General features: G+C 61.9%; 21 protein-coding genes. 19 read left to right on the top strand and 2 right to left on the bottom strand.

From position 1 onward, the window contains the following. Window position 1: 1 nt before the first annotated feature. The 6 genes from AMA01_RS05550 (at window position 2) to AMA01_RS05575 (ending at window position 4,825) form a co-directional block, all read left to right on the top strand. Complete coding sequence (locus AMA01_RS05550) at window positions 2-1,996, top strand: chemotaxis protein CheA (RefSeq protein WP_082743994.1); 1,995 nt, start codon at window positions 2-4, stop codon at window positions 1,994-1,996. A gap of 17 nt (window positions 1,997-2,013) precedes the next feature. Continuing rightward, window positions 2,014-2,481, top strand: coding sequence for a chemotaxis protein CheW (locus AMA01_RS05555; RefSeq protein ID WP_082743996.1), 468 nt, complete (start codon window positions 2,014-2,016; stop codon window positions 2,479-2,481). After that, entirely contained in the window at window positions 2,478-3,098 is a 621-nt protein-coding gene (locus tag AMA01_RS05560; RefSeq protein WP_067848589.1) for a chemotaxis protein CheC, read from the top strand. The genes AMA01_RS05555 and AMA01_RS05560 overlap by 4 nt, the downstream gene beginning before the upstream one ends. Window positions 3,099-3,141: 43 nt before the next feature. After that, complete coding sequence (locus AMA01_RS05565) at window positions 3,142-3,579, top strand: chemotaxis protein CheD (protein ID WP_067848803.1); 438 nt, start codon at window positions 3,142-3,144, stop codon at window positions 3,577-3,579. 15 nt (window positions 3,580-3,594) lie between these two features. Then, window positions 3,595-4,197 (top strand): hypothetical protein, encoded by a 603-nt coding sequence (locus AMA01_RS05570; RefSeq protein ID WP_231862832.1) that lies wholly within the window; start codon window positions 3,595-3,597, stop codon window positions 4,195-4,197. Window positions 4,198-4,360: 163 nt separating this feature from the next. Further along, window positions 4,361-4,825: a hypothetical protein gene (locus AMA01_RS05575; protein ID WP_156468412.1), complete on the top strand. Its 465-nt coding sequence runs from the start codon at window positions 4,361-4,363 to the stop codon at window positions 4,823-4,825. 53 nt (window positions 4,826-4,878) lie between these two features. Here the strand turns inward: AMA01_RS05575 and AMA01_RS05580 are convergent, their stop codons facing one another. Next, entirely contained in the window at window positions 4,879-5,157 is a 279-nt protein-coding gene (locus AMA01_RS05580; protein ID WP_067848599.1) for a hypothetical protein, read from the bottom strand. Between the two features lie 320 nt (window positions 5,158-5,477). Here AMA01_RS05580 and rpsB point away from each other — a divergent pair, with 320 nt between their 5' ends. The 11 genes from rpsB to AMA01_RS05635 all read left to right on the top strand — a co-directional run bounded on the left by rpsB (window position 5,478) and on the right by AMA01_RS05635 (window position 18,019). Next, on the top strand, window positions 5,478-6,179 hold the full coding sequence (rpsB, locus tag AMA01_RS05585; protein ID WP_067848806.1) for a 30S ribosomal protein S2: 702 nt from the start codon (window positions 5,478-5,480) through the stop codon (window positions 6,177-6,179). Between the two features lie 98 nt (window positions 6,180-6,277). Then, window positions 6,278-6,931, top strand: a complete 654-nt coding sequence (gene tsf, locus AMA01_RS05590) for a translation elongation factor Ts (RefSeq protein ID WP_082743998.1) — start codon at window positions 6,278-6,280, stop codon at window positions 6,929-6,931. An 84-nt stretch (window positions 6,932-7,015) separates the two neighbouring features. Beyond that, entirely contained in the window at window positions 7,016-7,750 is a 735-nt protein-coding gene (pyrH, locus tag AMA01_RS05595) for a UMP kinase (RefSeq protein WP_067848602.1), read from the top strand. Continuing rightward, window positions 7,743-8,300: a ribosome recycling factor gene (gene frr, locus AMA01_RS05600; RefSeq protein ID WP_067848606.1), complete on the top strand. Its 558-nt coding sequence runs from the start codon at window positions 7,743-7,745 to the stop codon at window positions 8,298-8,300. Before pyrH ends, frr begins: the two co-directional genes overlap by 8 nt. 35 nt (window positions 8,301-8,335) lie before the next feature. Next, on the top strand, window positions 8,336-9,103 hold the full coding sequence (locus tag AMA01_RS05605) for an isoprenyl transferase (RefSeq protein ID WP_082744000.1): 768 nt from the start codon (window positions 8,336-8,338) through the stop codon (window positions 9,101-9,103). Window positions 9,104-9,115: 12 nt separating this feature from the next. After that, window positions 9,116-9,910 (top strand): phosphatidate cytidylyltransferase, encoded by a 795-nt coding sequence (locus tag AMA01_RS05610; protein WP_067848813.1) that lies wholly within the window; start codon window positions 9,116-9,118, stop codon window positions 9,908-9,910. 23 nt (window positions 9,911-9,933) lie between these two features. Further along, entirely contained in the window at window positions 9,934-11,082 is a 1,149-nt protein-coding gene (locus AMA01_RS05615; protein WP_067848620.1) for a 1-deoxy-D-xylulose-5-phosphate reductoisomerase, read from the top strand. A gap of 13 nt (window positions 11,083-11,095) precedes the next feature. Further along, a complete protein-coding gene (gene rseP, locus AMA01_RS05620) occupies window positions 11,096-12,358 on the top strand; it encodes an RIP metalloprotease RseP (RefSeq protein WP_230087857.1) in 1,263 nt (420 codons plus the stop codon). Between the two features lie 21 nt (window positions 12,359-12,379). Then, entirely contained in the window at window positions 12,380-16,702 is a 4,323-nt protein-coding gene (locus tag AMA01_RS05625; RefSeq protein WP_067848621.1) for a PolC-type DNA polymerase III, read from the top strand. A gap of 14 nt (window positions 16,703-16,716) precedes the next feature. Then, on the top strand, window positions 16,717-17,106 hold the full coding sequence (locus AMA01_RS05630) for a VOC family protein (RefSeq protein WP_067848622.1): 390 nt from the start codon (window positions 16,717-16,719) through the stop codon (window positions 17,104-17,106). A gap of 16 nt (window positions 17,107-17,122) precedes the next feature. After that, a complete protein-coding gene (locus AMA01_RS05635) occupies window positions 17,123-18,019 on the top strand; it encodes a prephenate dehydratase (RefSeq protein WP_067848623.1) in 897 nt (298 codons plus the stop codon). Between the two features lie 16 nt (window positions 18,020-18,035). Here the strand turns inward: AMA01_RS05635 and typA are convergent, their stop codons facing one another. Beyond that, the gene (gene typA, locus AMA01_RS05640; protein ID WP_067848624.1) at window positions 18,036-19,865 is read right to left on the bottom strand and encodes a translational GTPase TypA; all 1,830 of its coding nucleotides are present in this window, start codon (window positions 19,863-19,865) and stop codon (window positions 18,036-18,038) included. A 238-nt stretch (window positions 19,866-20,103) separates the two neighbouring features. Between typA and rimP the strand changes: the two genes are divergently transcribed. After that, the gene (gene rimP / locus AMA01_RS05645) at window positions 20,104-20,577 is read left to right on the top strand and encodes a ribosome maturation factor RimP (RefSeq protein WP_067848627.1); all 474 of its coding nucleotides are present in this window, start codon (window positions 20,104-20,106) and stop codon (window positions 20,575-20,577) included. 43 nt (window positions 20,578-20,620) lie between these two features. Further along, window positions 20,621-21,739 (top strand): transcription termination factor NusA, encoded by a 1,119-nt coding sequence (nusA, locus tag AMA01_RS05650; RefSeq protein WP_067848630.1) that lies wholly within the window; start codon window positions 20,621-20,623, stop codon window positions 21,737-21,739. The last annotated feature ends 3 nt before the right edge of the window (window positions 21,740-21,742 follow it).

Consider the following 21,742-nt stretch of genomic DNA (forward strand, 5'->3'; position numbering starts at 1 on the left):
GGTGCAAGAGGCGTACTTGGAGGCTTTTTTGACCGAATCGATGGAAAATGTCGAACGCCTGGAGGCATTTTGTCTCACGCTGGAGCGAGAAGGCGCGAAGCCCGGTCTTCTGGATGAGATGTTTCGGGCTGCGCACACGTTGAAGGGCATGAGCGCCACGATGGGCTTCGACAAGTTGGCTGCCTTGACCCACCGCGCTGAGGATCTCCTGGGCGCACTGCGAGACGCGCGCGTTTCACTGGAGTCGCGACACGTGGATGCCCTTCTGTCGGCCGTGGACCGCATGCGTTCGAGGCTCCGAGCCGTCGCGGCCTCGTCCAAGGAGCCGGACGAGCCCGATGACGACGTGCTGGACATGCTCATGGACGCCCTTCGAGCCGGTGAGCAGGCGGGAGGTCATGGCGAGCCGGACCGTGTCCCTTTTGTCAACCTTTCCGAGTGGGCGAGGCAGGCCGCGGCAGAGGGCAAAGAGCTGTACCTCGTGCATCTGCGCCTTGTGGAAGACTGCATCATGCCCGGCGTGCGGCTGGCCATGGCGTATCAGGCGATGAGGGAGGCGGCCACTTGGTTCGGCGCCCATCCCGACGAAGCGCAGGTGATGGCAGGCCAGGCGGAGGGGCCGGAGGCGTTCGCGGCCGTCGCGGTGGCGCCCGGCGAGATCGAACGGCTGCGACAGGCCGTGCTTGACATCACGGACATGGCGGCTTGCGACGTGTCGAAGGCGGACCTGCCGTCTGTCACGAGCAGCCACGATACGGCCACCGCGAAGACGCGCCCCGCGCTCGAAGCGCCCCAGCGCGCGCACGGCGGCAGCGGGCCGTCCGAAGCGATGGTCGACCTGCGAATGGATGCCACGCTCCGCGTGCCGATTCGCAAGGTGGATGCGCTGATGAATACGCTGAGCGATCTTGTCATCACGAAGACGCGGATTGCCACGCTCGTGCAAGCTCTCGGCGACGCAGAGCTGAAGGAGACCGTCGAGCGGCTGGATCGCCTCGTGGGAGAGATGCAGGATGGGTGGCTCCAGTTGCGAATGGTGCCCGTGGAAACCATCTTCCATCGTTATCCGCGCATGATGCGCGATCTGGAGCGGCGGCTGCAGCGGGAATTCGACTTCGTCATGACCGGACTCGAAACGGAGATGGACCGAGTGGTGCTGGAGGAGATGGGAGAGGTCATCGTGCATCTCCTGCGCAATGCGGCCGATCACGGCTTGGAACCACCGGACGAGCGCGAGCGCTTGGGCAAGCCAAAGCGGGGTACTATTCGGCTGTCCGCGTACACGGCCGGCGGCCACGTGTATCTCGAGGTATCGGACGACGGCCGAGGAATTGACCGCCATCGCGTCCTCGAGACCGCCGTCGCCAAGGGGTGGGTCACCCTGGAAGAAGGCGCGGCGCTGCCGGATGAATCCGTCTACGCGCTTTTGTTTCGCCCGGGCTTCAGCACGGCGGAGCGCGTCTCGGACATCTCAGGCCGCGGCGTGGGCTTGGATGCTGTGCGGGACAAGGTCGAAGCGCTCGGCGGTCAGATCCGGCTGGATTCATCTCCCGGCGCTGGTTCGACGTTCACCATCGAGCTTCCGCTGACGCTCGCCATCCTGTCGGCGCTGTTGGTGTCCGTGCGCGGGCAGGTGTTCGCCATTCCCACCGCGAATGTGGACGAGGTGCGGAAAATCACGCGAGACGATGTTCGCCACGTGCAGGAACGACCGGTTCTCAGCGATGACGAGGGAATCGTGCCCGTTGTGGACCTTGCGTCTCGATTGGCATTGGGGCCTCGCAGCGATTCGTATCCTCAGACTGCAATTCTCTGCCGTGAAGGGAAGCGAAGGCTTGCGCTCATCGTCGATCACGTCTTGGATGAGCTCGAAATTGTCAACAAGCCGCTCGGACGATACCTCGAGGACGTACGGGAATTCGCTGGCGCCACCGTTCTCGGGGACGGTCGGGTGTCGCTGATTCTCGATGTTCGCGCGATGGCAAATCCGGCGTAGGGCGAAGGAGGGGTTCTGTGGATTCGTACGTGGTCATGCGAGTGGGTTCGGAACGGTACGCCGCGCACGTCGCCCAGGTGAGGTCCGTCGAACGGGTGGGCGATATCACGCCTGTGCCGCGCACCTTGCCTTTCATCAAGGGCGTGATGCACCTGCGAGGTGCCATTGTTCCCGTCATTGACCTGGCGGAGCGCGTCGGCTTGACTCGCGCGGCGGATGGCGACGAGGAGGACCGGCGAATCGTCGTCGCGGAGGTGGACGAGATGGCCGTCGGCATGCTCGTTGACGCGGTGGAGGATGTCGTGTCCATCGCGCCCGAGGCTATCGAACCGCCGCCTTCCGTCGTGGGCGGGCTGGAGGCCGTCTATCTCCGCGGCGTGGCGCGATGGGGGGAACATCTTCTCGTTCTTCTGAACCTCGAGCGGGTCTTTTCGGCCGTTGAAACGGAGCAACTTAGACAGGTGGAAAAGTTGGTGCACGGATGAATCCTTATGATCTCAGCGCTGCTGATCTCGACGCCCTGAGGGAATTTGGCAACATCGGCGCGGGCCACGCAGCGACCGCGTTTTCCACGCTCTTAGGGGGCGTCGTGCGCATGTCCGTCACCGATGCGCGCCTGTGTCCGTTCGGAGAGGTTGTCGAAGTCGTCGGCGGCAGCGACACGCTGGTCATCGCCGTGTATATCCGGATTGAAGGCGAGATCGAGGGCAACATGTTTGTCGTGCTGTCCCCCGAAAGCGCGGAGCGCTTGCTGAATCAGCTGATTCCAGGACGAACACCGGGCGACCCGTATGGCGAAATGGAGTATTCGGCGCTGGGAGAGGTCGGCAACATCCTTTCCGGCGCTTACGTCGCTGCGATTTCCGATCTGTGCGGTTTTCGGATGACGCAGTCGATCCCGGCCGTCGCCATGGATATGGCGTCGGCGCTCCTCGACATCGGGCTCATGTACGGGAGCGGAGAGGATAACCAGGTGCTTCTCATCTCGACCAGGCTTACGCACGGGGGGCGCGAGATTCAAGCGTATTTTTTCCTCCTGCCTGATTTCCATAGCTCATCGGAACTCTTCGATAACCTGCGAGGAAAGATGTCAAGTGGTTGAGGACCGGGCGGAGATCCGCGTGGGGATTGCCGAGGGAGCCATCATGCGCGGGCCGGGCCGGCTCGTGACTGCGGGTCTTGGGTCGTGTGTCGGTGTGGTGATTTACGACGCCGAGGCTCGGCTTGCGGGATTGGCGCACGTGATGCTTCCCGGGAGTCCGTCTCCTGTCACGAATGTGCCGCAGAAATATGCGGACACCGCGATTGACTGGCTCGTTCGCGAGATGATGCGAGCGGGCGCGAGTCGACTTCGGCTTCGAGCAAAATACGCCGGTGGCGCACAAATGTTTCAGGGCGTGAAGATGGAGGCGCTTCGCATTGGCGAGCGGAACGTGCAGGCAGTGCAGAAGGAACTCGCGGATCGCGGGATTCTTGTGGAGGGAACGGACGTCGGCGGTCATCAAGGTAGAACTGTGTGGTTTGAGATGCCGTCCTGCCTACTGACCGTTCGGACAGCCCGAGGAGACATGCGCATGCTCTGAGACACGAAGGGAGGTATGGAGGTGTGGGAGACGCTCATTTTGGCCCTGGTCTGCGTGGTGCTCTTTGCCATGCTGTACGCGATCAGCGGGGCCTGGAAAACACACCCTGGCGCGAAGGGTTTCATCCGCTGGGTGCTTGCACAAATTCGGTCGGGCGGCCCACGGTCGGGGATGGCGGCACCGTCGAGAATGGCGACGGATAGACCATGGCGCGCCGACCGCGGGGCAAGCAGCCATCCGAACGCCGACGAGTCTTCGCGAGTGGCTGCCGCAATTCAAGTCCTCGAGGAAATGTACCAGGAATGGGACCAGCGGAGCCGCGAGCTCGAGGCACGGATTCGGGTCCTGGAGACGGCATTGGCTCGGCTGAGCACGATACCCGCGGAGGCCGAGCGCGACGTCGAGCGGGCACCGGTCGCATTGGGGCATGAACCTGGAAGTGAGCTGACCCCGGGCGAGGTCACTCGGGAGACGTTGTACTTTTCCATTCTGGATCTCCTGCACGAGGGTCGGACGCACGACGAGATTCGTGCCTTGCTCGGGGTGTCGGCGGACGAGATCGCGGCCGTCGAGAAGCTGATGCGCACCGCAGGGCGTGCTGAGTCCGGTCTACATTGACGGATGAGGACGGACGTGGAGATGGTGTGAACGTGCCTCTCGCTCGTCACTCCGTCACCGCAACATGCCATCCCCGCGTACGATGGACCATCGCAGCGCGCGACCGGCTGCCCGTGACAGGTTTGTGGCAGCCGAGCGACGAGGTGAGGGGACGCGGATGAGGATGCGGACGAGATGGAAGCGCCGCGCCGCGCGAGGGTGCGCAGGATTCTGTGAATCGAACGCGTGGATCGCGCCTTCGCTGAGGCGCGGCAAACGGAACCGCGACATTGGCTGTACGGCATTTCAAGAGGACGGCGGCACGCCAGGCGACGTCGATCCGCGCGCCACAAGCGGATCCGAGGTGGGCATGGAGAGCCATCCGGCGAAGACGTCCGGTGAGGCCTCTCTTTTCGGCCGGCTTACGTCGCGGGAGATTCACGTGGGCGATGTCATCACCGTGTATATCCTCGGTTCGGGGTCTTTCCATGGGGGATTCACGGGCGTGGTGCTGAAGTCAACCCCTTCTCATCTACATCTTGGGCTCTTTGGGCACGAGGACGCGTCGAACGGTCCCGAGCGCCCCATCGTGGCCGAGGCCATCATTCGCTACGATCACGTCTCCTGTGTGGTGCGCCGCCTCGCATGAAAACCCCACATGCGGGGGTGAGCGAGAGGGGCGCCCCTCTCGCTCACGCGATTTCACAAGTCGTTCTGGACGATGGCCGTAATCTGGCTGAGCGGAATGGTCGCCAGAGCGCCGAACGTGGTGCCGCTTCCGGCTGTACCGAACGCCCCAGTCACGCCACTCGGCGCTGACGCGGGCGCGAGAAGCAGGTACAGGTTGTTGCTATCGATTCCGACAATAGCTCCTGTGTACCCGCCTCCGCCCGTTCCGCCTGCGCTCGTGAACACCGTCACGACTTCGCCCAGGTGAAGTTGGCGAATCGAGTCCGCGATGTTGAAGTTGTTCGTGGCCATGTGCGTCCCTCGCTTTCCACGCGGAAATTGCGCCGCGAATCGCGCGCCTTTCGCGGCACACTGTAGATAATGCAAAAGTAGGAAGCGAGGTCACGGACAAACCGCCTGGGCAGGTGGAAGGATCGAGCACAAATGGGTGGATGTTGACGAGGGCCGCGGCACGTACCGACAGTTGCTGCTGCTCGTTTTCATGTGGTATAGTATGGGGCGGTGCGTACCTTTGAATCGAATACGCACGGATCGGGATGCGGTGTTCGGTGCCCAATGGGTCGGCGCTGCGGATGATCGGTCCGGAGGGAAAACAAAAGGAGGAAATGGGTTTGGCCATCATCTCGATGAAGCAACTGCTCGAGGCGGGCGTACATTTCGGGCATCAGACGCGCCGCTGGAATCCGAAAATGGCGCGGTACATCTTCACCGAGCGCAACGGCATCTACATCATCGACCTTCAAAAGACCGTTCGCAAGGTCGAAGAGGCGTACAACTTCGTCCGGGATCTCGCTGCGGCGGGCGGCACCGTGTTGTTCGTCGGCACGAAGAAGCAGGCGCAGGAGGCCGTCAAGGAAGAGGCCGAGCGCTGCGGTATGTTTTATGTGAACCAGCGTTGGCTTGGCGGCACGCTGACCAACTTCAACACCATCCAAAAGCGCATTCGCCGTCTGCAAGAGCTTGAGCGGATGGAAGAGGACGGGACGTTTGAAGTCCTGCCGAAAAAGGAAGTCATTCTGCTCCGGAAGGAGCGCGAGCGCCTGGAGAAGTTTCTCGGCGGCATCAAGGGGATGAAGAAGCTCCCGGACGCACTCTTCATCATTGACCCGCGCAAGGAACGTATCGCGGTGGCAGAGGCTCGCAAGCTCGGGATTCCCATTGTCGCGATTGTCGATACAAACTGTGATCCTGACGAGATCGACTACGTCATCCCGGGCAACGACGATGCGATTCGCGCCGTGCGCCTTCTGACGAGCAAGATTGCGGACGCTGTGCTGGAAGGCACGCAGGGTGGAGAAGAGACCACCGCGTGAGGGGAAAGGTGGCGGGTGCGTCGCGCTCTCGTCACCTTTTTTGTGCCACCCGGCGGAAGTGTGGATAGAAGATATAGAGGTTTGAGGAGGAAACAGTCGTGGCTGAAATCACAGCAGCAATGGTGAAGGAGTTGCGCGAGCGCACGGGCGCCGGCATGATGGACTGCAAAAAGGCCCTGACCGAGGCGGGTGGCGATATGGAGCAGGCCATCGTCATCTTGCGCGAGCGCGGTCTTGCGCAAGCGGCGAAGAAGGCCGGTCGCATCGCTGCGGACGGACTCGTGGAGGCCTACATTCACGGCGGTGGGCGCATTGGCGTGCTCGTGGAGGTCAACTGCGAGACGGACTTCGTGGCCAAGAATGAGGAGTTCCGCACGTTTGTGAAAGACATCGCGATGCACATCGCGGCGTCGAATCCGCAGTACGTTCGCCGTGAAGAGGTGCCGCAGGACGTCATCGAGCGTGAACGGGAAATTCTTCGCGCCCAGACGCTGAATGAGGGCAAACCTGAACAAGTCGTGGACAAGATCGTGGAAGGGCGCTTGGAGAAATTTTTCAAGGAGAATTGTCTGCTGGAGCAGCCGTTCGTCAAGGATCCCGACAAGACGGTCGATACGTTGGTGAAGGAAAAAATCGCGACGATTGGCGAAAATATTTCCATTCGTCGGTTTGCTCGGTTCGTGGTCGGGGAAGGGATCGAGCGCCAAGAGACGAATTTTGTGGAAGAGGTCATGTCTCAGGTTCGCCTGTAACGAGGCTGTGCATGAGGGGACACCATCGCGTGTTCCCTTTCATGCCATTTTGGCCACCTATTTTGGCGCAATGGAGGGGCCTTTGTGACGATTCCAAAATACCGCCGCGTCGTTCTCAAGCTGAGCGGAGAGGCGCTCGCAGGGCGACATGGGTTCGGGATCGATCCGGCTGTGATCCGGGACATCGCTCGCCAGATAGCCGATGTGGCGAAGCTCGACGTCCAGGTCGCGATCGTGGTTGGGGCAGGGAATATCTGGCGAGGTGCGACCGGCAGCCAGATGGGTATGGACCGCGCGACGGCAGATTACATGGGCATGTTGGCGACCGTCATGAATGCCTTGGCGCTGCAGGACGCTCTTGAGAAGCTCGGGGTGGCTACGCGCGTGCAGAGCTCCATTCACATGTCGGAAGTGGCCGAGCCTTACATCCGCCGCCGGGCCATTCGTCATTTGGAGAAGGGGCGCGTCGTGATCTTCGCGGGCGGAACGGGCAATCCGTTCTTTTCGACGGACACCACGGCTGCGTTGCGAGCCGCCGAGATCGAAGCAGAAGTCATCCTGATGGCCAAAAACGGCGTGGACGGGGTCTACACGGCCGATCCGCAGAAGGATCCGACAGCGACCAAATACGCCGAACTCGACTTCATGGAAGTGTTGAAGCAGGGGCTCGCTGTGATGGATTCCACCGCGGCGAGCTTGTGTAAGGATAACGATATTCCCATTTTGGTGTTCAATATCAACGAGGACGGCAACATCCTTCGCGCTGTGATGGGCGAAAAAATCGGCACCTTGGTGGGAAAGGGTGACGCGCATGCATGAGGAATTGATTCAGAGTCTCCAAGAGCGGATGGAGAAGGCCGTTCAGAATCTGCGCCGCGAGTTCGCGACCGTGCGCGCAGGTCGGGCTACGCCTTCCATGCTCGACCACGTCATGGTGGAGTATTACGGCTCTCAGATGCCCGTCAATCAGGTTGCGAGCGTGACATCGCCGGAACCGCGCCTGTTGGTGATTTCCCCGTGGGATAAGTCTATGCTCGCCGAGATCGAAAAGGCGATTCAGAAGTCGGATCTCGGATTGAACCCGGCGAACGACGGCAGCGTCATTCGGTTGACGATACCTGCGCTCACGGAACAAAGGCGTCAGGAACTGGTCAAACAGGTCCGGAAGATGGCGGAGGAAACGCGGGTTGCCATTCGCAACATTCGCCGGGATGGCAACGAAGAGATCAAGAAGCTCGAGAAGGCCGGCGACATTTCGGAAGACGACGTTCGCCGTCTGATGGACAGGGTCCAGCAGTTGACTGACAAGGCCATTGCACAGGTGGACCGTGTGTTGGAAGATAAGGAGAAGGACGTGACGCAGGTCTGAGTTCCAAGGTTGCTGGATTAAGGGGGATGCCAGCCTTGTTCAAGGGTTTTGGGCGTTTGCAGCGTGCCAGCGCGGCGGCGGTCGAGCAGCAGCCAGCGCTCGACGTGAAGCCCCGGCATATCGGTCTCATCATGGACGGAAATGGCCGCTGGGCGCAAAAGCGCGGTCTTCCCCGAATTGCGGGTCACCACGCGGGAATGATGGCCATGAAAGAGGCCATCCGCGCGTGTGACGATTTCGGCATCGAATGCGTCACGCTGTATGCTTTCTCGACTGAAAATTGGAAGAGGCCAGCGGCCGAAGTCGACTATTTGATGCGGCTGCCGGAGCAATTCTTTCGCAGCGAGATCGACGAGTTGGTGAGGCGCAACGTGCGCGTGCGCTTCATCGGCGATACCGGGCGCCTTCCGGCGCACACGCAGGCCACCGTTCGCCGCGCCATTCATCGCACGCAGCACAACACGGGCATGATCGTGAACTTCGCGCTTAATTACGGCGGGCGGATGGAGATCATCGCCGCGATGGAGCGCTACGCCCGCGAGGTTATCGAGGGGCGCGCGACGGTCGGACAGCTGACGGAAGCCTCCTGCGATCGATATCTCGATACGGCCGGGCTACCGCCGCTTGATCTTGTCATTCGGACGAGCGGCGAGATCCGGTTGAGCAACTTTTTGCTGTGGCAGGCGGCGTACGCGGAACTCTGGTTTACAGATGTGTTGTGGCCGGACTTTACACGCGACGATCTCTATCAGGCGATTTGCGATTACGCGAAGCGCAAGCGGAGGTTCGGCGCACTCGAGTAGGTGTCCATTCAGATGCTCAAACAGCGGGTCGTCACGGCTGTGATCGCAGGGCTCGTGGTCCTGCTCGTCTTGTTGTTCGGGGGACTGACCGGCTGGCGCTGTCTCGTGTGGATCGCGACGCTGGCTGGTGTGCTGGAGTTTTGTCAGATGTTCGGGCGGCGGTGGTACGACCCTGCTGTATGGTTTGGGGCCATCGCCATTTCGCTCGCGGACTGGTTCCCAAGGCAAGCGTTTCACCCGTTTGTTTTTTTTCTGGCCGTGGCGGTGGTGTTGACCTTGCCGGTCATCACGCGCAGACCGAACGATCTGCGTACCTACGCGGTGACGGCCTTCGGAGCTTTCTACCTCGCGGCGGGCGGGGTGTCGCTCATCGGTCTGCGTGCGCTGCCGGAAGGTTGGCTTTGGATTTGGACTTTTCTCGTCGCCGCCTGGACGTGCGACACAGCGGCTTATTTTGTCGGGCGATTCGTTCAGGGGCCCAAACTGCTTCCCGCAATCAGTCCGAAAAAGACCGTGAGCGGCGCGCTCGCCGGGGTTGCCGGCGCGGTGGTCGGTGCTTTGGTGTTCGGCGAGATCGCCGGTCCGCAATACGACGCCTGGGTGTTTGCCGCAGTGGGATTCTTGGTGGCCGTGACCGGGCAGGTGGGAGATCTGGTGGAGAGCGCCTATAAACGCGCTGCTGGCGTGAAAGACTCAGGACGCATGTTGCCGGGGCATGGGGGCGTTCTGGACCGAATCGACAGCCTACTGTACGCGGCGCCCTTCGCTTTGTGGTTCATCTCCGGTGTTTTGAGCGGCTTGATATAGCGGAGCCGGGTGGAGGGGAAGACATGAAGCGCATTGCCATCCTCGGGAGCACGGGCACCATCGGCGTGCAGGCGCTCGAGGTGCTGTCACATCTGGATACATACGAGGTGGTCGCGCTCGCGGCGGGTCGAAACGTGGAGCGATTGGCGGAACAGGTTCGCCGCTATCGCCCGCAAGTCGTCGGCGTTGCTGACGAAGCGGCCCGTCGCGCGTTGCGCGAACTTTTACCGGGTGAGCGGATGGACATTGTCGTCGGGGACGAGGGTCTTGTCGCGTGTGCCGCATACCCATCGGACATCGTGTTGAATGCGGTCGTAGGGGCTCGCGGCATTCTGCCTGCGCTTGCCACGGTCGGCCGCGGTGCGCGCCTCGCGCTCGCCAACAAGGAGTGCCTCGTGGCTGCGGGCGATCTCATCCTGCGCGCCATGCGCGATGCGGGTGGAGAGATGGTCCCCGTGGACAGCGAGCACTGTGCGCTTCACCAGTGCTTGCGATCCGGCCAGCCCGAGGAGGTCCTGCGGCTCGTCCTGACGGCCTCGGGAGGACCGTTTCGGTCATGGCCCAAAGATCGCATGGCAGAGGTCACGGTCCGGGACGCGCTTCGCCATCCCAACTGGAACATGGGACAGAAGATCACCATTGATAGTGCCACCATGATGAACAAGGGGCTTGAGGTGATCGAAGCGCATCATTTGTTCGGCGTGCCATATGATAAGATAGCTGTGCTTGTACATCCGGAGAGCATCGTGCACTCCATGGCGGAGTTTGTGGACGGCTCGATGGTTGCACAGCTCGCGACGGCGGACATGCGCTTGCCAATTCAATACGCCATCACATATCCCGAGCGATCACCCGCGCCTTGGCCGAGGCTGAACCTGGCGAGCGTCGGAGCGCTGCACTTCGAAGAGCCAGATTTCGACCGATTTCCGTGCCTTCGCCTGGCGATGGAGGCTGGTCGCGCCGGGGGACTCGCACCGTGCGTTCTGAACGCGGCGAACGAGGTGGCGGTGGAGGCGTTTTTGCGCGAACAGATCCCGTTTTTGCGGATCCCTGAGGTCGTCGAGGCGGTGCTCGAGCGGGTGCCGAACGAGGTGCCTCAGTCGGTGGAAGATGTCCTTCGCGCGGATGGGCAAGCGCGGCGTCTGGCCGAACTTTACGTGGCAAAGGGCTGATGAACAGTTGCCAATGTTAGCGCACCTCGAGTTCTATGCGGAAGCGGCGGTCGCCATTGTGCTTGTGTTTGGCGTCTGTGTGACGCTGCATGAGTTCGGCCATTTCTACGTCGCCAAGCGATGTGGCGTCGCGGTGCCCGTGTTTGCCATTGGCTTCGGCCCGAAGGTCGTATCCGTGGTGCGCGGAGGGACGGAGTATTCCCTCAGGCTCATTCCACTCGGCGGATTCGTGCAGTTGGCGGGAGAAGCTCCGCAGGAGTCGTGGTTTCCTATCGGTCAGTCGGTCGCATACGAACAAGACGCGGCCGGAGAGATTGTGGCACTCGGAGAGCCCAAGGACCTGCCGAACGGACGCGTGGGCGTGGTGCGCGAGGTTGATTTGACCGACCGGATGATCATGAAGCTTGAGACGGAGGATGGGATTCAGCGCTTTCACGTGAGAAGCGGCGCTCGGGTGATGTTGAGCCGCCGCTCATCCATTCCCGTTGTCCCGAAGGAGCAACAGATGATCGGGAAGCCGCTGTGGCAGCGAGCAGCCATCATTCTGGCGGGTCCCATTATGAACCTCATCTTGGCCGGTGTCCTGTTCTCCGCCGTCAACACGTATACGGGTGTCCCCACCACGACCGTGGGGCATGTCGAGCCGGGCACTCCCGCGGCGCACGCGGGTCTCGTGCCCGGAGACACCATTTTGGCGGTCGACGGCCGCTCGATACACTCCTGGGCGGGTCTCGTGCGCGCGGTGTCGGAGGACGGCGTGCGCGGCGGCCACCCGCAACCGCTCGTCCTCGAGGTGAAAACTGCCAATGGCGCGCGTTCCATCGCCGTGACGCCACACTTGGTGAGCGGAGCGCCGATGATCGGAATCGATGCCCAGATTTCTCACAGCCCGCTTCACACCATTCCGGCCGGCTTCTCCGCGCTGGTTCGGGACATCGGCATGACCATCCAGGGATATGTGGGGCTGTTTGTGCACCATCAGTTTCAATCGCTGTCCGGTCCTGTCGGCATCGCGCATGTGATCACCGAGCAGGTGAGGTTTGGCATCTGGAACGTGATTGCCGTGACCGGTGCGCTCAGCCTGGGGCTCGGCTTGTTCAATCTGCTTCCCATTCCTGCTCTCGACGGCGGGCGGCTGTTGTTCATGGCGATTGAGCTCATCCGGGGGCGGCGAGTGGATCCCGAAAAAGAAGGATTTGTGCATTTTGTGGGCTTTGCGATTGTCATGCTGTTCGCGGTCGTGATCACCTATCGCGACGTGACGCACTGGTTCTAGACGGTAGCGCGAGGTGAAATCATGGCTATCCCCGAACATCTTGTCCGAGATCGGGCGCTGGCGAGGGTTCGCAGCGTCCGTGTCCGCAGGGCGACCCGGGAAGTCCGCGTACACGTGGATTCGCCCTTTTTGTCTTCGGGCTTGGATGCGGACGCGTTCTCTTCTTTCTATCGCGATCTCGCCGAGATTCACGAACTTTGCGCCTCGACGTTCGGTGCCTCGTGCGCATGGGAAATCGCGGTCACGCCTCCGGAGAAGGTTTCTGCGGCAGCAGCGGAGACCGCGATGCTCGCCCTTGCTGCCGCCTACGAGGCGCGGTCTCATCTTTCGGGCAAATGGCTGTCGCAGGCGAGACTCATGGTGGAGGAAGTGGACGAGCGGCGTGGTTTTCGCGCCAGAATTCACGTTCCCAGCCAGCCGATTGCCGAGCAGCTCGTGCAGAAGGGTGTGGCGGATTGGCTCGCGTCGGAGGCTCGTCGCGCGTTTGGCCTGGACGTCGCGGTCCTCATCGAGGTGGACGAGACGGCTTGTGAGGATGTCCTTGCGGCGGGCGAGAAGCTGAAGCAGGAGGCAGAGGCGCGCTGGAGGCGTCAGCTCGCCGAAGAGGCGAAGGCGGCGAAAGAGCAGCAGAAAGAGTCGGATGCGCAGAATGAGGGCGGCGCCTCGCAAGGCGCGGAGGCGCTTGTGGTCGGCCAGATGTACGACGAACCCTCGCCCATCTCATTGCGAGACATCGTCGACGAGATGCGACGCGCCACTGTGGTGGGTGAAGTGTTCAACGTGGACCGAAGGACGCTGCCGAGCGGCCGCACGCTCATTCAATTTGCCATCACGGATCACACAGACTCCATCTCCGCAAAGATGTTCGTGCAGTCGGAGCGAGACTTGCAGGCCACGTCGCATCTCGCCGACGGCGCGTGGGTGAAGATTCAGGGTCAGGTGCAGTTCGACCCGTATGCCAAGGAAATTGTGTTCATGGTGCAGTCGATGCGCCCGCACAATCCTCCTCGGCGCACCGACACTGCGGAAGTCAAGCGCGTCGAGTTGCATGCCCACACGACCATGTCGGCGCTCGATGGCGTCGTGGGCGCCGCAGCGCTGGTGAGGCGCGCGGCGGAATGGGGGCACGACGCCATCGCCATCACGGATCACGGCGTATGTCAGGCGTATCCGGAGGCGTATCAGGCGGCTAAGAAACACGGGGTGCGTCTTGTGCTTGGCCTGGAGGCGTATGTGGTGGACGACGGCGGGCTGCTCGTGTACCGGGAGTGTGATCGAGCGCTCGACGACGAAACTGAGTACGTCGTGTTCGACACGGAGACGACTGGGCTCAATGCGCGAGAAGACACGCTCATCGAGATCGCCGCGGTGAAGGTCAAGGCTGGACAAATTGTGGATACCTACGCGACGCTCATCGACCCGCAGCGCGCTCTGGACGCGAAGATCGTCGAGCTGACGGGCATCACGAACGAGATGGTGGCAGGTCAGCCGAAGCTGCACGAGGCGCTCGACGGATTCCGCGAATTCGTGCGCGGCGCTGTGTTGGTGGCGCACAACGCGGAGTTCGACGTCGGTTTCTTGAATCAGTGTGCTGAGCGGCTGGGCATGGATCCTTGGACGGAGCCTGTAATCGACACCCTCGCCCTCGCGCGCGTGCTATACCCGGGCGAGAAGAACTACAAGCTGAAGACGCTCACCCAGAAGTTTTCGGTTGAGCTCGTCAATCACCACCGCGCGTTGGCCGACAGTGAAGCGACCGCGAAGGTGTTCGTGCAGATGCTCAAAGACGCGAAGGCGCGCGGAATCCAGAACCTGCTGGATATGAACCATCTTCGTGGTCAGATTGACATCTCGCGCGTTCGGCCGTTCCACGCCACCGTGCTCGTCCGCAATCGCGAGGGACTGAGGAATCTGTACCGCCTCGTCTCCATTGGGCATACGCAGTATCTGCACCGCGTGCCGCGCATTCCGAAAAGCGCGCTTGCGCGCCACCGCGAGGGGCTGCTCATTGGCACGGCCTGTCGGCAAGGCGAGCTCGTCGAGGCTTTCTTCCGCGGCAAATCCGAGGACGAGATCGACACCCTGCTCGAGTTCTACGATTATCTGGAGATTCAGCCGGTCAGTCACTACGAGCCGCTGGTCCGCGAGGGTGTCGTCGCGTCGTTTGAGCAGGTGCGCGAGCTGCTGAAAAACATCGTCGACATCGGCAAGCGCCTGAACAAGCCGGTGGTGGCCACGGGCGACGTGCATTTTCTGGACGAGCAGGACGCCGTCTATCGGGAGATCTTTCTTCAGTCGCAAAAGGCCGACACGAAGCAGCCGCCACTTCACTTCCGCACGACCGACGAAATGCTGGAGGAATTCGCGTTTCTGGGAGAAGAGGACGCGCGCGCCGTCGTGGTCGACCATCCACGCCGTCTGGTGGCGCTGTGCGACGACGTGAAGCCGATTCCAGACGATCTTCACACGCCGGTCATTGAAGGGGCGGAAGACGAGATCCGGAAGCTCGCCTACGACAAAGCCAAGCGCATCTACGGGGATCCACTGCCCGAGCTGGTCGAGAAGCGGCTCGAGCGCGAGCTCAACGCCATTATCTCGCACGGCTACGCGGTCATCTACCTGATTGCGCACAAGCTCGTCACGAAGTCTCTAAGCGACGGGTACCTGGTCGGCAGCCGCGGATCGGTCGGTTCATCCCTCGTGGCCACCATGACGGACATCACCGAGGTCAACCCGCTGCCGCCGCACTATGTGTGTTTGTCGTGTCACTATCACGAGTTTTTCCTGCGCGGGGAGTACGGATCCGGCTTCGACCTCCCGGACAAGGCGTGCCCGAACTGCGGTGCAAAGTTGCACAAGGACGGGCAGGACATTCCGTTCGAGACGTTCATGGGTTTTGATGGGGACAAGGTCCCGGATATCGACCTGAACTTCTCTGGGGAATATCAGCCGAGGGCGCACCGGTACACGGAGGAGTTGTTTGGAAAGGATCACGTGTTTCGGGCGGGCACCATCTCTGTGGTGGCCGAGAAGACGGCTTACGGGTATGTGCGGAAGTTCGCCGAGGAGCGCGGCTTGGTGCTTCGCAATGCCGAGATCGACCGATTGGTGCGGGGATGCACGGGCGTGAAGCGCACCACCGGACAACATCCCGGCGGGCAGGTGGTGGTTCCGCATTACGTGGAGATCTACGACTTCACGCCGATACAGTATCCGGCGGACGATACGTCGTCGGAGACGCTCACGACGCACTTCGATTACCACTCCGGGCTTGAGAACTGCCTGTTGAAACTGGATATCCTCGGTCACGACGATCCGACCGTCATCCGCATGCTTCAGGATCTCACGGGCGTCGATCCGAAGTCCATCCCGCTTGACGATCCCGACGTGCTGGAGCTATTCCGAAGCACGCGGCCGCTCGGCGTGACCCCGGAGGAAATTCGATCCACGACGGGCACGTATGCCATTCCCGAGTTCGGTACGCGCTTTGTCCGCCAGATGCTTGAGGACACGCGGCCCACGACGTTCTCGGAACTCGTGCGCATCTCCGGCCTGTCGCATGGTACGGACGTCTGGTTGAACAACGCCCAGACGCTCATCCGCGAGCAGGTCGCGACGCTGTCCGAAGTGATCTGCGCGCGAGACGACATCATGCTCTACCTCATTCAGAAGGGGCTCGATCCGGCGCGCGCATTCAAGATCATGGAAGGTATCCGTAAGGGCAAAGGCGTCAAGCCGGAAGACGAGGCGTACATGCGCGAGCATGGCGTGCCGGACTGGTACATCGAGTCTGGTAAGAAGATCAAGTACATGTTTCCGAAGGCGCACGCCGCGGCTTACGTGCTGATGGCCGTCCGAATCGCATGGTTCAAAGTGCATCGGCCGCTCGCATTTTACGCGACCTATTTCACGGTGCGCGCGGACGACTTCGACGTGGCCGTGATGACCGCGGGCCGGGAGGCCATCTTGAAGAAGATCGACGAGATCGAGGCGAAGGGCAGCGCGGCCTCGGCGAAGGAGAAGAGCTTCCTGACGGTGCTCGAAGTCGCGCTGGAGATGGTGGCCCGCGGGTACCGGTTTTTGCCCATCGATCTCTACAAGTCGCACGCGACCCAGTTCCTGATTGAGGAGGAGGCGCAGGGGCTCAGGCCGCCTTTCGCCGCCATCCCCGGAATTGGAGAGACAGCGGCCCGCAACCTGTATGAAGCGGCCCAGCAGGGCGAATTCCTGTCGCTCGAAGACCTTCAGTCGCGGGCGCGCGCGTCGCGGGCCGTGATCGACTTGCTCATGGAACTCGGTTGCCTCGACGGGCTGCCGGAGACCAACCAGCTTTCCTTGTTCTGAGGAGGTACCCACGCATGGCGATGATCAAGCTGGAACATACGGGCGTCATGGTGTCGAATTTGGATCGCTCCATCGCGTTTTACACCGACGTGCTCGGCATGGAACTCCTGGGCACGCTCGATCACAACACGCCAGGCATCCGGCTCGCGTTCCTGTCGTATCCGGGGCAGACTGCGCAGCTCGAGCTCATCGAGGGCTATGCGGATGAGCTGCCGGACGAGGGGCAGGTGCATCACCTGGCCATCACGGTCGACGACATCGAAGCCGAGGTGGATCGGCTGCGCGCGGAGGGCGTGCGTTTTCTCGATGAGGCCATCACGACGCTCCGCAATGGCGCACGATACATCTTCTTTTCAGGGCCTGACGGAGAGCGGTTGGAGCTGTTCCAGCCAGCGCGCGGTTGAAAGGTGAGGTGGAGTCGTGAGCGCGTGGGAAGTCATGTATCTCGGGCCTGAGGGCACACACAGCCACGAGGCTGCCGACCGCATTGCGTCGGTCCTGTTGGCGGACCAGCCTGTGAAGCAAGTGGCGATGCAGAGCTTCGCCGAGGTTTTCGAGGCGCCGAAGTCTGCGGCAAGACTCGCCTGCGTCCCGATTGAAAACAGCATTCAGGGATCGGTCTGGCAGGTGTGGGACGCGCTCACGCGCGAGCACCCCGGGGATGGCGCGCGTCAAATCCTCGCCGCCGTGACGTTGCCGATTCATCAATGCGCCATCTATCGGGAGGGGCTCGATCTCGACCACGTGGACGAGGTGGTCTCTCATCCCCAGGCGCTCGCCCAGTGCAAGGAACACATCAGGCTCCGCTTCCCTGGCGCCCGGGAGGTCGCGGTCTCCAGCACGGCCGAGGCCGTGCGGCAGATCGCCACGGGCGAGCGCGCCCGAGCGGTGGCCATCGGCAGCCGGCGCGCCGCCCAGTTGTACGGGCTCTCGGTCTGGCCGGAGCCCTTCGAGGATCGAGCGGGGAACGTGACGCGCTTTGCGCTCGTCGGATCGCCCGAGGTCGCGTTGCCCAGTCCATCATGGAGCCTGACGGATTGGACCGCGTCCTTGTGTCTTCGCGGCGTGCCGCATCGCCCGGGAGGACTCGCGCTCGCGCTGCACACGTTTGCGGCAGCCAACCTGAACCTCACGCGCCTTGAGTCGCGCCCGGTGGGCGACGCCATTGGGAACTACGTGTATTACCTGGATGCCTCCGTCCGGCCCTACGAGGACCGGGGCGAGCGGGTGCTCTCTGTAGTTCGGGAGCTCTTGGCGCTCCAGGGCGTGGAGATTCTCGTGCTTGGCATCTACCCTGTGTACAGCCCTGCAGAATAATCGAAACGGCGCCGGGTCATCCCTGGCGCCGTTTCAGTTTTTCCCGCTCGCTCTTGCCGAGGATTTTCTTTCGAAGCCGGATGGACTTGGGTGTCACCTCGCACAGCTCGTCGTCTTCGATGTACGTGATGGCTTCTTCGAGCGAGAGCAGGTGCGGCGCTTTCAGTTTCAACGTCTCTTCCTTCGTCGAGGATCGAATATTGGTCTGGTGCTTCTCCTTCGTGACGTTCACGACCAGATCGTTTTCGCGGTTGTGTTCGCCGACGATCATGCCTTCGTACACCGGTGTCCCGGGCGTGATGAACATCACTCCGCGGTCCTCAAGGTTGCCGATGGCGTACGCCGTCGCGAGCCCCGTCTCGCTCGCCACGAGCACGCCCTGCCGGCGCGCCTGGATGGGCCCTCGCCAAGGGGCGTACGCCTGGAATCGGTGATGCATGATCCCGTATCCGCGGGTCATCGTAAGGAACAGGGAGCGAAACCCGATGAGCCCTCGGGTCGGCACCTGGAAGACGAGCCTCACCATGCCGCCCTGGCCGATGGGCTGCATGGCCACGAGCTCTCCCTTTCGAAGGCCGATTTCCGCAATCACGCTGCCAGCGGCATCCTCGGGCACGTCGGCGACGAGCTCTTCGATGGGTTCGTGCTGCTCGCCCCCTTCGTCGCGCAAAATCACGCGCGGCTTGGACACCGCGAGCTCGTATCCTTCTCGGCGCAGTGTCTCAATCAGGATGGAGAGGTGAAGCTCGCCGCGGCTTTTGACGAGAAACACGTCAGCGTCGTCCGTGTCCTCGACTCGAAGGCTGACGTCCGATTCCATCGCCAGATTCAGGCGATCGCGCAGCTTCCGGCTCGTCACATGCTGCCCTTCGCGGCCCGCAAACGGGCTGTCGTTGACGTGAAATGTCATCTCGAGCGTAGGCTGGTCAATCTTGATGACCGGGAGTGCCTCGGGTCGTTCCGGCGACGCAAGCGTGTCACCGACCGTGATGTCACCGACGCCGGCAACCGCAACGATGTCGCCCGCGGAAGCGGACTCGACCTCCACGCGGCGGAGACCCTGATACACGAACAGCTTCTGTACGCGCCCTTCCGCAGCGCCCTCCGCCTCGCGCAGGCGAATGACCGCCTGTCCTTGGCGGATATCGCCGCGGTGCACGCGTCCGATGCCGATGCGACCGAGGTACTCATCGTAATCGATGATGGTGGCCTGCCACTGAAAGGGGCCTTCCGCATCCACCTGTGGGCTCGGGATGTGGGCGACGATGGCGTCAAAGAGCGGCCGCATGTCGCTGCCGAGGTTGTTGGGGTCCGTCGAGGCGCGGCCTTCGAGCGCCGACGCATAAATCACCGGAAAGTCGAGCTGCTCCTCGGACGCGCCGAGGTCGATGAACAGCTCGAGAACCTCGTCGATCACGTCCGCGGGCCGCGCGTTCGGCCGATCCATCTTGTTGATGACCACGATGGGGACGAGATCGGCGGACAAGGCCTTGTCCAGGACGAAGCGCGTCTGCGGCATGACGCCTTCAAAGGCATCCACCACGAGCAGCACGCCGTCCACCATGCGGAGAATGCGCTCGACCTCTCCGCCGAAGTCGGCGTGGCCGGGGGTGTCCACGATGTTGATGCGGTACGAGTCGTACGGGATGGCCGTCGCCTTCGCGAGAATCGTGATCCCCCGTTCGCGCTCGAGGTCGTTGTAATCAAGCGCCCGCTCCGCAAGTTGCTGATTTTCGCGGAACAGGCCGGATTGGCGAAGCATTTGATCCACAAGGCTGGTCTTGCCGTGATCGACGTGAGCGACAATCGCCACGTTTCGCAATCGATCGGGCGTAATGGTACGCATGACGTCCTCCTTTGCGCGGTTGCGGTAATCACGATAACACGTCGTTCGGCGCAAGACAACGAAGGGAGGCGCTTCACGTTGCGAAATGCGGACGGCAGTGATATACTGGCTGCGTCAGGCTTCGTATACCGTGTGCGGACAAGAGTGGGGCCCCCCCACTCTTTGATTTATGCTCGGCACTTTTTGGCGTACGCGAGGCGAGGATTGGAGACACAAGCGGCATGTGGGAGGATGACGCGTGACGAGAGATCGCGTGACCGAAATCGTCGAACGCTTGGTGCTGCCCATCGTGGAGCGGGAAGCGGTCGAATTGGTGGACATCGAGTACACGAAGGAAGGGAAGAACTGGTACCTGCGCGTGTACATCGACAAGCCGGGCGGCGTCGACATCGACGACTGCAGCCGCGTGAGCGAGCAGCTGTCCGAGGAGCTCGACCGCGTGGACCCGATTCCCAACGCGTACTTCCTCGAGGTGTCTTCGCCTGGCGCGGAGCGGCCTCTGAAGAGGCCGGCCGACTTCGAACGCGCCGTGGGCAGGTACGTACACGTGTCGCTGTACGAGCCGCTTATGGGAGCCAAGACGCACGAAGGGACGCTCGTCTCTTACGACGGGGAACGTTTGATCCTCGAGATCAAGCGCCGCTCCAAGACCGCCACCCTGGCTGTGCCCATTGAAAAGATTGCGCACGCGCGGCTGGCTCTGGAGTGGTGACCCGAGCGCGCCTGAGATTTCGCGATGGGGAGGTTCCCTGGTCATGAATGTAGATTTTCTGGAAGCGCTGGACCAACTGGCGCGCGAAAAGGGAATTGATAAAGAAGTATTGCTCGAGGCCATTGAGGCGGCGCTCATCGCGAGCTACCGCCGCAACTTCCACTCGGCGGCCAACGTGCGCGTGGAGGTGAAGCGCGACTCCGGTGAGGTCCACGTGTATGCGCGCAAGACCGTCGTCGAGGAACCGAAGGACACGCGCCTCGAGATCTCGCTCGACGCAGCGCGGGACATCAATCCAAGCTATCAAATCGGAGATGTCGTCGAAATTGAGGTCACCCCTCGGGATTTCGGGCGCATTGCCGCGCAAGCTGCGAAACAGGTGGTCATGCAGCGCGTGAAGGAAGCCGAACGGTCCGTGATTTACAGCAAATTCGCGGATCGCGAGGAGGAAGTTGTGAGCGGGACCATCAGTCGGCTCGAACCGCGCGTGGCGTATGTCGATATCGGCGACACGGAAGCCATCCTACCCCAATCGGAGCAGATGGCGTCTGACAAGCTCCAGATCGGCAAGCGGTTGAAGGTGTTCATCGCGCGGGTGGAGCGGACGTCGAAGGGACCGCAGATCGTGGTGTCCCGCACGCATCCAGGGCTGCTACGCCGCTTGTTTGAACTCGAGGTGCCGGAAATTTACGAGGGCATCGTAGAAATCAGGGCTGTTGCCCGCGAGGCGGGATCGCGTTCCAAAATCGCAGTGCACTCGCGCAATCCCGAGGTGGATCCCATCGGGGCGTGCGTCGGCGCACGGGGTTCGCGCGTTCAGGCGATTGTGAATGAGTTAAACGGCGAAAAGGTCGACATCGTGGAGTGGAGCGAAGATCCGGCGACGTTCGTGGCCAATGCGCTGTCTCCGGCGAAAGTGGTGGACGTGCACATCTATGAGGACGAACGCGTGGCGCGGACGATTGTCCCGGATTATCAGTTGTCCCTAGCCATCGGGAAGGAGGGACAGAACGCCCGGCTTGCCGCGCGGCTGACGGGTTGGAAGATCGACATCAAGAGCGAGTCGCAGGTGGCGTCCCATTCGCTGCTCGATCAGCTTGAGGACACGAGCGAGGAGCCCGAGTTTGCCACGCTGTCCGACGACTGGCTGAACGAACCCTGAATC

It is taken from the genome of Alicyclobacillus mali NBRC 102425, from assembly GCF_001570745.1.
GTDB classification, from domain to species: domain Bacteria; phylum Bacillota; class Bacilli; order Alicyclobacillales; family Alicyclobacillaceae; genus Alicyclobacillus; species Alicyclobacillus mali.

Coding starts and splice junctions, on each gene's coding strand:
- AMA01_RS05560 (WP_067848589.1), top strand. CDS start 2,478: ATGAATCCTTATGATCTCAGCGCTGCTGATCTCGACGCCCTGAGGGAA.
- AMA01_RS05565 (WP_067848803.1), top strand. CDS start 3,142: ATGCGCGGGCCGGGCCGGCTCGTGACTGCGGGTCTTGGGTCGTGTGTC.
- AMA01_RS05570 (WP_231862832.1), top strand. CDS start 3,595: ATGGAGGTGTGGGAGACGCTCATTTTGGCCCTGGTCTGCGTGGTGCTC.
- AMA01_RS05575 (WP_156468412.1), top strand. CDS start 4,361: ATGCGGACGAGATGGAAGCGCCGCGCCGCGCGAGGGTGCGCAGGATTC.
- AMA01_RS05580 (WP_067848599.1), bottom strand. CDS start 5,157: ATGGCCACGAACAACTTCAACATCGCGGACTCGATTCGCCAACTTCAC.
- frr (WP_067848606.1), top strand. CDS start 7,743: ATGCATGAGGAATTGATTCAGAGTCTCCAAGAGCGGATGGAGAAGGCC.
- AMA01_RS05610 (WP_067848813.1), top strand. CDS start 9,116: ATGCTCAAACAGCGGGTCGTCACGGCTGTGATCGCAGGGCTCGTGGTC.
- AMA01_RS05615 (WP_067848620.1), top strand. CDS start 9,934: ATGAAGCGCATTGCCATCCTCGGGAGCACGGGCACCATCGGCGTGCAG.
- rseP (WP_230087857.1), top strand. CDS start 11,096: ATGTTAGCGCACCTCGAGTTCTATGCGGAAGCGGCGGTCGCCATTGTG.
- AMA01_RS05625 (WP_067848621.1), top strand. CDS start 12,380: ATGGCTATCCCCGAACATCTTGTCCGAGATCGGGCGCTGGCGAGGGTT.
- AMA01_RS05630 (WP_067848622.1), top strand. CDS start 16,717: ATGGCGATGATCAAGCTGGAACATACGGGCGTCATGGTGTCGAATTTG.
- typA (WP_067848624.1), bottom strand. CDS start 19,865: ATGCGTACCATTACGCCCGATCGATTGCGAAACGTGGCGATTGTCGCT.
- nusA (WP_067848630.1), top strand. CDS start 20,621: ATGAATGTAGATTTTCTGGAAGCGCTGGACCAACTGGCGCGCGAAAAG.